Origin of the sequence: Methylobacterium jeotgali, from assembly GCF_022179345.1 — a bacterium.
Taxonomy (GTDB): Bacteria; Pseudomonadota; Alphaproteobacteria; order Rhizobiales; family Beijerinckiaceae; genus Methylobacterium; species Methylobacterium jeotgali.
Genome location: NZ_BPQR01000065.1, coordinates 22,459 through 29,740, shown reverse-complemented (window position 1 = coordinate 29,740; position 7,282 = coordinate 22,459). Strand labels below are relative to the sequence as shown.

Genomic DNA, 7,282 nt, shown 5'->3' with positions numbered 1-7,282 from the left:
TCGCAGAAGCTGGAGGCCATCGGGCAATTGACCGGTGGCCTCCAGCTTCTGCGACTGGCGCAGCGCCTCCTCCGCCTCGTGCAGGGCGACCGCGCGCTCCTTCTCGGCGGTGACAGCGCGTCCGTAGGCGTAGACGATGTCGCCCTCGGTGGCGGTGTGCCACGAGATCCAGCGCGGCGTCCCGTCCTCGTGCCGGTAGCGGTTCTCGAAGGCGGTGAGGTCGTCGTCCGTGGCGGCGTAGGACAGCGCCGTGCGCGTCACGACGTCGTCTTCGGGCCAGACGAATTCTTGGAAGCTGCGGCCCACCACCTCCGCTGGGTCGTGGCCCAGGATCGTCCTCCAGGCCGGGTTGACCGCGCGGAAGACGCCGTCGACGCCGACCACGACGAGCAGGTCGCGCGAGTTGCGCCAGACCCGGTCGCGCTCGGCCGTGCGCTCGGCGATGCGCCGCTCCAGCGCCTCCTCGCGGGCGTGCTCCTCGGTGACGTCCTGCGCGATGCCGCCCAGATGCCGGAGGCAGCCCTCCGCGTCGCGGATCGGGAAGCCGGTGTCGCGGATGTGGCGCACGGCCCCGTCCTCGGGCCGCACGATGCGGTACTCGACCGTGTGTGTCTCGCCGGAAAGCAGGCGCGGCATGGCCGCGAAGGCGCGCGCACGGTCGTCAGGGTGCACCAGCGAGGCCCAGCGTCCGAGGTCGCCCATCACCAGCTCGCGCCGGTCGCCCCAGACCCGCTCGTAGGCCGGGCTCAGCCACTCCAGCCGGCCGCCCGCGGGGTCGGCGATCCAGAGCACCGTCGGCCGAGTTCTCCGCGAAGGAGCGGAAGCACTCCTCGCTCTCGATCAACCCGGCCGCGGCGCGCACCCGCGCGGTCGTCTCCTGCGCCACGTTGAGGATGCCCGCGGCGCGCCCGTCCGCACCCAGGACCGGGTTGAGGCTGTATGTGAAGAAGACCTCGTCGGGCGTGCCGTCCCGGTCGAGCACCAGCCGCTGGTCCTGCACCTCCACGGCGCCCTCGCCGGCGAGCACCCGGGCGAACATGGGTTCGAGCTCCTGCCATGCCTCCGGGAACACCTCCCGCGCCGGGCGGCCCAGCGCGCCGGGATGCTTGCCTCCGACGAGCGCGCCCCAGGCGTCGTTGTAGAGGATGGCGAGGTCGGGCCCCCAGTAGAGCGCCATCGGGGCCGCGGCCTGGAGCGCGACGCCCACCAGGGTGGCGAGCGCCGCCGGCCACGCCTCGGCGGGCCCGAGGACGGTGGCGGACCAGTCGTGCGCCCGCATCCGGGCGGCCATCCCGCCGCCGCCCGGAAACAGGTTCGTTGTTTTCGCCGGCTCGCCGTCCATCCCGGGGTTGTCGTCCCATGCAGTCAGGCCCCTCTTGTGGGAGAGATGCCGCACACGGCACAAGCCCGTTCTCGAATCGTACGCGTCCCTTGCGCGCCCGGCACCAACGGATCCCCAGCTACCCGCATCGGTCTGCCGCCGGACGGGCTTATCGGATGGGTCCCGGCGATGTGCGGGGCTCCAGGCTCCAAGGGGACCGAACCTCGTACACGATGCCGTCGTCGTCCCCGTACGGCGTGCCGGACGCCGCGGTCGACGCGATGGCCCGGAGCAAGGCGTCCGCGGGGACCCGGTCGGCCAGCACGAGCACGGGGCCGACCCCGACCTCGCCGCCGTCGGCGAACGCAAGGCGTCCGGCCACCAGGGCACCGGCCATGTCCGCGAGAAGCTGGCGGTCGGCGGGCCTGAAGGCCGCCAGCGCCAGGGCATCCTGGTCGTACGCCGTGACGAGGGCGTCGTCCGCCTGGATCGCGCCGTGGAAGGCCTCGCCGTCCCGAAGGTCGCGCAACCGGATGCCCCTCCGCTTCGCCCGCCAATCGGTGGCGAAGGGGTCGTTGAGGATCAGCAGGGTCGCGAGCTTGGGGTCGTCGTGCTGGACGAGGACCCATCGGGGCTTGGCCCTTTCGGGCGGCAGAGGCCGTCCTCGACCGTCGCCGCGTCGTCGGGCACCCCAAGCCAGTCGCGCAGCCCAACGCAATCGCCGACATGCTCGGCCGCAGCGTCATGCCCGAGCGCCACGCCCCAGGGCGCCTGGTCGAGGCCCAGAAGTACCACGCGGTTGTCGTTCCCGGCCTTCATCGATGCGGCTCCGGGCATGCCGCCCCAGCGGGGCCCTGCCGAACAGTGATCGCCCAAGTAGCCTCAAAGGCAAGGCTCGCGGGCGACGGAGCGCGCCGGCTCCGCCGTCCAAGTCATCGCCCGCGCGCAGACCGGCCACGTGATCCGCAGCGGCTCGGCCAGCGCTGCCGCAGGCATCTGCGTATACCTGTGTCGCCGGCTCGTCCGCCGTGCGTGCACGTTCATGCCGTGGCGGCAAGGCCCTCAGGAGGTGCAAACGCTAGCAAGCGCGGTTGAACGCATTCGGAGCGCTCCTCGTCTCGGACCGCGGCAAAGGCACGGGCCACGCGCGAGAACTCCGGCGTGCGGAGGTAACCGTAGGACTTGTGGTGGTTCGCCTCGCCGTTGGGCCGCAGGTAGCCGTTCACGACCCGCCGGTCGACGATGCTCACGCCGGTGTCGCTCGACCCGTAATCCGCGTCGAGCGCCCCCATGATGGCGACCACGTCCTCGCCGTCGGCAAGGTTGGTCCAGGCCGAGACGTTGTTCGGCACCCTGATCGCCCCATGCTCGGCCTCGAACTTGAGCTTCACCTTGGCGAGGCCCAATGGAGAGCCGGCCGTGACGAGGTGCTCGACCTTCAGGGAGGGATCCTCGCGCTCCAGCAGCCGCAGCGCATCGTAGGCGATCACCGATCCCATCGAGTGCGCCACGAGCAGGATGCGACGGTCGCGGTACGCCCGCAGCCTCTCGATGAGCCGGGCCCGCACGTCGCGGGCGAAACCCGCTTCCGAGTGGTAGTGCCAGAGGTCGTCGAAGCGGTGTTCCAGGATGACGTCGTCCACGAGCGTGACGCCGGTCGCCTCCTCGATGAGGTCGATGCCGGCGTAGACGGGTGCCAGTACATCCTTCGCCGTGACCGACGGTGCGTCCTCGCCTCCGGGAAGCGGACCGGCTCCGGCGTAGGGACGATACGGCTCGCGATTGTCGTCCTCCGGAAGCGGCGCGTCGTAGCGCAAGTCGGCCCAGTAGACGAACTCGAAGAGGAAGTCGGGATCGACCAGCCCTTCGTTGCGGGCCAAGCCTTCCGCGATGGCTGCCTTCCACCACCGCGTCTTCTCGTCGGCCGGCGGTTTGTTCGCGAGGCCGTGGATGCCGATGACGACGCGACCCGGCTCCATGACGGCTGGTGCCTCCTCGTTGTGTCGACGCGGCCCGGAGTGTTGCGACGCGTCCCGGAGCCGTGCAGTAACGCGGATGCCCAGGAATCCGATGCACGAGGCTCGTTTCCTGGATGATCGGGTCAGGAACGCTCCTCGGCGGCGAGGCGCTCGACCTCGCGCACGTAGCCGTCTGCGTCGAACTTCTTGAGCGTCGCCGCTCCCAGCGAGCGCACGTTCCCGTACACTGGCCGCGGGCCCCAGGGGCGGTCGTGCAGGCCGAAGAGCCAGGTCACGTTCGTGAACGAGTTCGCGTCGCGACCGTCGATGAAATACTTGTTGTTCAGCCGCAGCGCCGTCTCGAACGCCTCCTCGGGCGACGCCGACCACTCCAGGATCTTCTTGCCCCAATACATGCGCATGTGGTTGTGCATGTAGCCGGTCTCGCGCATCTCCATCATGGCCGCGTTCCAGTAGCGGTCGTGCGTCTCCCCGCGCTCGAACTGCTCGGGCGTGTAGAGGTAAGGCCGCGGATCGCCGCGATGCGCATCCAGCGTCTTGCGCGCCCAGGCCGGCGCGGCCTCGTAGGAATCGTAGTTCGGCTCGTAGTAGATGTGGTTCATCGCGAGCTCGCGCCGGACGATGAGCTCCTCCAGGTACGCCGCCTTGTCGTCCTCGCCGCCCGTCGCGGCAGCCTGGACCTTGAGCGCGATAGCGACCGGCGAGATCTGGCCGTAGTGCAGGTACGGGCTCATGTGCGAGGCCGCGCCTGCCTCCGGCCGCCCCCTGATCTGGGCATAGTGGTTGAAGCGGGCGTCCAGGTAGTGGCTCAGCGTCGCCTCGGCCTGCGTGGTGCCGCCCTTGAAGCGTCGCACCGGCCGCACGCTCTGGTCGGCCTTCAGGCTGGCAACGAGCCTCGGCACGTCCGAGAGGTCGAGCGTGCTCTCGAAGCTGAGATGGTCGGCCCGATGGGCGACCGACCGTTCCTCCAGCGGCACGAGGTATTCGGGCAGGAGCCGGCGAATCTTGGGCCGCAGGGTGCGGGCAGCGACCTCGTGCTTGGGCGAGGCGGTCTCGACGGGCACCACAACCTCGCCCTCGACCTGCACCACGCGGCAGGGCGCCCGGGCGGCGAAGTCGGCGTAGAAGCGACGCACCGGCTTCAGGTAGTTGCGGTCGCAGATCACGAGCGCCGCGTCCGCCGCGTAAAGGAGCGCGGTCTCGACCGGCGGCTGCCGGCGCGCGACGTAGGCGATGCCGCGCTTGGCGAGCTCAGGCCCGACCTCGGCCATGCCCTCCAGCAGGAAGGCCCAGTGGCGGGCGTTCGCCTCGGGAATGCCCTCGGCGAGCCCGTAGCAGACCAGCACCGGCAGCCCGCGCCCGTTGGCCTCCTCGACGGCGTATTCCAGGGCCGGGTTGAAGCGGGCGCGCTGGGACAGCCCCATCCAGTACAGGACGTAGGAAGCGCCATCCCGCGCGGGCAGGTCGTTGAGCGGCTTGATGCGGGTTGGCTGGATCATGCGCGACGGATTCCGTGTCGGCGTGGGCGAATGGCCGGCGGCCTCCTCCCACATAGGGCGGCTCGACCGAGAACGCGCCGCACGCGCGGCACGCCTCGGTAATCCACAGCGAAGACGAAACAGCGCATGTTGCCCACATGTTCTCGTGCGTTGATGGGCACGGCCAGGGGTGGTCCTTGTGTGCGTAGGTGGTGGGATGCCTGAGACCGGAAGCTACGGACCTGAGGAACGCGCCGCCGTGCTGGAGCGGCAGCGTACGCTGAAGATGGCGAAGTCGGCCCACGCCTACGTCCGCGGCAACACCCTGCAGTTCTACGACTGGCTCGATGGGCTCCCGCGCGGCACCCTGCCGGAGGGCCTCCGGTCTGGATCTGCGGCGACTGCCATCTCGGCAACCTGGGCCCGCTGGCCGACGCGGAGGGGCGTGTAGACATCCAGATCCGCGACATCGACCAGACCGTCGTCGGCAACCCGACCCACGACCTCGTTCGCCTCGGCTTGTCGCTGGCGAGCGCCGCGCGCGGCTCCGACCTGCCCGGCGTGGTCACCGCCCGGATGCTGGAGGAGATGGTCCGCGGCTACGCGCAGGGCCTCGCTGGCTTCAAGGCGGACGGGGCGCCGCCCGAGCCGGACGTGGTGCGCACCGTGCGCCGGCGCGCCCTCGGACGCGAGTGGAAGCACCTCGCCCGCGAGCGTCTGAAGGACGTCGAGCCCTCCATCCCGCTCGGTCGCAAGTTCTGAGCGCTCGACGATGTAGAGCGGGGCGCCTTGCAAGGCCTGTTCGAGGAGGAGCGGGTGCGCAGCCTCGTACCTGGCGCTGAACCGACGCGGCGGCCAGTCGATGGTCCGCCTGATCGACGCGGCGTACTGGATGAAGGGCTGCTCCTCACTCGGGTTCCTGCGCTACGCCGCGCTCGTGCGCATCGAGGACCAGGGCAAGCGGAGGCTCGCGCTCGTCGACCTCAAGGAGGCCGTCGAGCCCGCCGCACCGGCAACCCCGGGCGCGGAGATGCCCGCCGACCCGGCCGAGCGCGTCGTGGCCGGGGCGCGGGCGCTCTCGCCGAACCTGGGCGAGCGCATGCTGCCGGTGAGCCTCCTCGGCAAGCCGGTGGTGATGCGCGAGCTCGCGCCCCAGGACCTCAAACTCGACATCGACCAGTTCAGCCGCGAGGAGGCCGTGCGGGCGGCGCACTACCTCGCCCACGTCGTCGGCAATGCGCACGGCTGGCAGATGGACGAGGCCACCCGTTCGGGCTGGCGTGACGAGGTCCTGCGAGGCACGGACGGCGGGTCGCAGGCGCCGAGTTGGCTCTGGTCGAGCGTAGTCGAGCTCGCGGGCCGGCACGAGGTCGGCTACCTCCAGCACTGTCTCCGCTACGCGACCGCGGAGGCCGCTTGAGGCGTAGTGGCCTTCGGCGCTACGAGGCCGTCCGGGAGGGTCAGGTAGCCGAACCGGCCGCCCGCGCGCTTCCCGGGCCCCAGCAGCCCCAGGCCGTGCTCCGCGTCGCGGCGGCCTGCGGCCCAGCGGTCGCGGATGGAAGACGGCGAGAAGTCGAAGCTCTTGGCCGCGAGCTCGTCCGCGCCGGTCTGGTAGACGAGGTGAAGCAGCGTCACCGCCGGTCCCGCGGGATCGAGCCGCTCCCGCAGCGCGTACTCTCGCCTCAGCCCCGCAATCGCCCGACGCGGGGGGCTGGCGAAGATGAGGTCGTTGGCGCGCTCCAGAACCGCGTCGAGGGAGGCGGGTCGCGGCGCTCGCAGGGAGAACAGGTCGGAGGCGATGCAGAGAAGGTCCCGCTCCGGCTCGTTCTCGAAGAGCGGGTCGAGGGGCAGGTTGTTGGTGTAGCCCGCGTCGCATAGGACCCGGCCATCCACCTCGACGGGCGGAAAGGCGGGCAGGATGGCCGTGCTGGCGAGGATGTGCTCGGGCCGGACCTCCTGGCGTGCGGTATCGAAGTAGACCTCCTCGCCGGTCTCGATATCGACGCAGCCCACCGTTAGGCGCGTGCCGCCTCGGTTCAGCCGCTCGAAGTCGATGAGGCGCTCCAGGGTCCGCAGCAGGGGCTTGTTGTCGAACAGGGCCACGTCATTCGGCACCCATGGGAGGGCCGACCATAGGCCGGGTAACCGGTGGCCGAATATGCTCGGTCGCCCCCAGGCGAGCGCCAGGAGGGCGTGCAGGCCGTTGTAGACCTGGCGCGGCTTGAGCAGCCCGGTCGGGCTCGGGCCCGTGGCCAGGGTCGCCTCGTCCCAGAACGCCCGGAGCTTGGCGACCCTGTCCTCGGGGGCGTTGCCCGCGACGATGGCGGCAGTCACCGCGCCGATGGAGGCGCCCACGACCCAATCGGGCCGGAGCCCGTGGCCGTGCAGCGCCTCGTAGGTCCCGGCATGGTAGGCGCCGACGGCGTTGCCGCCGGCGAAGACCAGGGCCAGGTCGCGTGTGTCGTCCAACATCCGTGCCTTCGTGCGTTGAGGCCGTCGCCGGC

General features: G+C 70.8%; 9 protein-coding genes. 3 read left to right on the top strand and 6 right to left on the bottom strand.

Annotation, left to right across the window (positions count from 1 at the left end):
• From MFF04_RS17860 to MFF04_RS17840, 5 genes are all read right to left on the bottom strand, one after another.
• On the bottom strand, positions 1–750 hold a 750-nt coding region (locus tag MFF04_RS17860), incomplete at its 3' end, for a PAS domain-containing protein (protein ID WP_238277753.1).
• Positions 662–1,342 carry a PAS domain-containing protein gene (locus tag MFF04_RS17855; protein ID WP_238231187.1) on the bottom strand — a complete coding sequence of 227 codons (681 nt, stop codon included), beginning with the start codon at positions 1,340–1,342 and terminating at the stop codon, positions 662–664. The genes MFF04_RS17860 and MFF04_RS17855, both read right to left, overlap by 89 nt.
• A gap of 148 nt (positions 1,343–1,490) precedes the next feature.
• Positions 1,491–1,850: a hypothetical protein gene (locus MFF04_RS17850; RefSeq protein WP_012452109.1), complete on the bottom strand. Its 360-nt coding sequence runs from the start codon at positions 1,848–1,850 to the stop codon at positions 1,491–1,493.
• A gap of 511 nt (positions 1,851–2,361) precedes the next feature.
• Positions 2,362–3,300: a lipase family protein gene (locus tag MFF04_RS17845; RefSeq protein WP_012452111.1), complete on the bottom strand. Its 939-nt coding sequence runs from the start codon at positions 3,298–3,300 to the stop codon at positions 2,362–2,364.
• Between the two features lie 122 nt (positions 3,301–3,422).
• Positions 3,423–4,799 (bottom strand): deoxyribodipyrimidine photo-lyase, encoded by a 1,377-nt coding sequence (locus MFF04_RS17840; protein WP_041371810.1) that lies wholly within the window; start codon positions 4,797–4,799, stop codon positions 3,423–3,425.
• Positions 4,800–4,995: 196 nt separating this feature from the next.
• Between MFF04_RS17840 and MFF04_RS22055 the strand changes: the two genes are divergently transcribed.
• The 3 genes from MFF04_RS22055 to MFF04_RS22045 all read left to right on the top strand — a co-directional run bounded on the left by MFF04_RS22055 (position 4,996) and on the right by MFF04_RS22045 (position 6,198).
• On the top strand, positions 4,996–5,229 hold the full coding sequence (locus tag MFF04_RS22055; protein ID WP_338101732.1) for a DUF2252 family protein: 234 nt from the start codon (positions 4,996–4,998) through the stop codon (positions 5,227–5,229).
• On the top strand, positions 5,118–5,540 hold the full coding sequence (locus tag MFF04_RS22050; RefSeq protein ID WP_338101734.1) for a DUF2252 family protein: 423 nt from the start codon (positions 5,118–5,120) through the stop codon (positions 5,538–5,540). Before MFF04_RS22055 ends, MFF04_RS22050 begins: the two co-directional genes overlap by 112 nt.
• Before the next feature lie 70 nt (positions 5,541–5,610).
• Positions 5,611–6,198 carry a DUF2252 family protein gene (locus MFF04_RS22045; RefSeq protein WP_338101733.1) on the top strand — a complete coding sequence of 196 codons (588 nt, stop codon included), beginning with the start codon at positions 5,611–5,613 and terminating at the stop codon, positions 6,196–6,198.
• On the opposite strand, the gene MFF04_RS17830 is transcribed toward MFF04_RS22045, so the two are convergent.
• The gene (locus MFF04_RS17830) at positions 6,174–7,250 is read right to left on the bottom strand and encodes a patatin-like phospholipase family protein (protein WP_012452114.1); all 1,077 of its coding nucleotides are present in this window, start codon (positions 7,248–7,250) and stop codon (positions 6,174–6,176) included. The two genes, MFF04_RS22045 and MFF04_RS17830, sit on opposite strands and share 25 nt — an antisense overlap.
• Between the last annotated feature and the right edge of the window lie 32 nt (positions 7,251–7,282).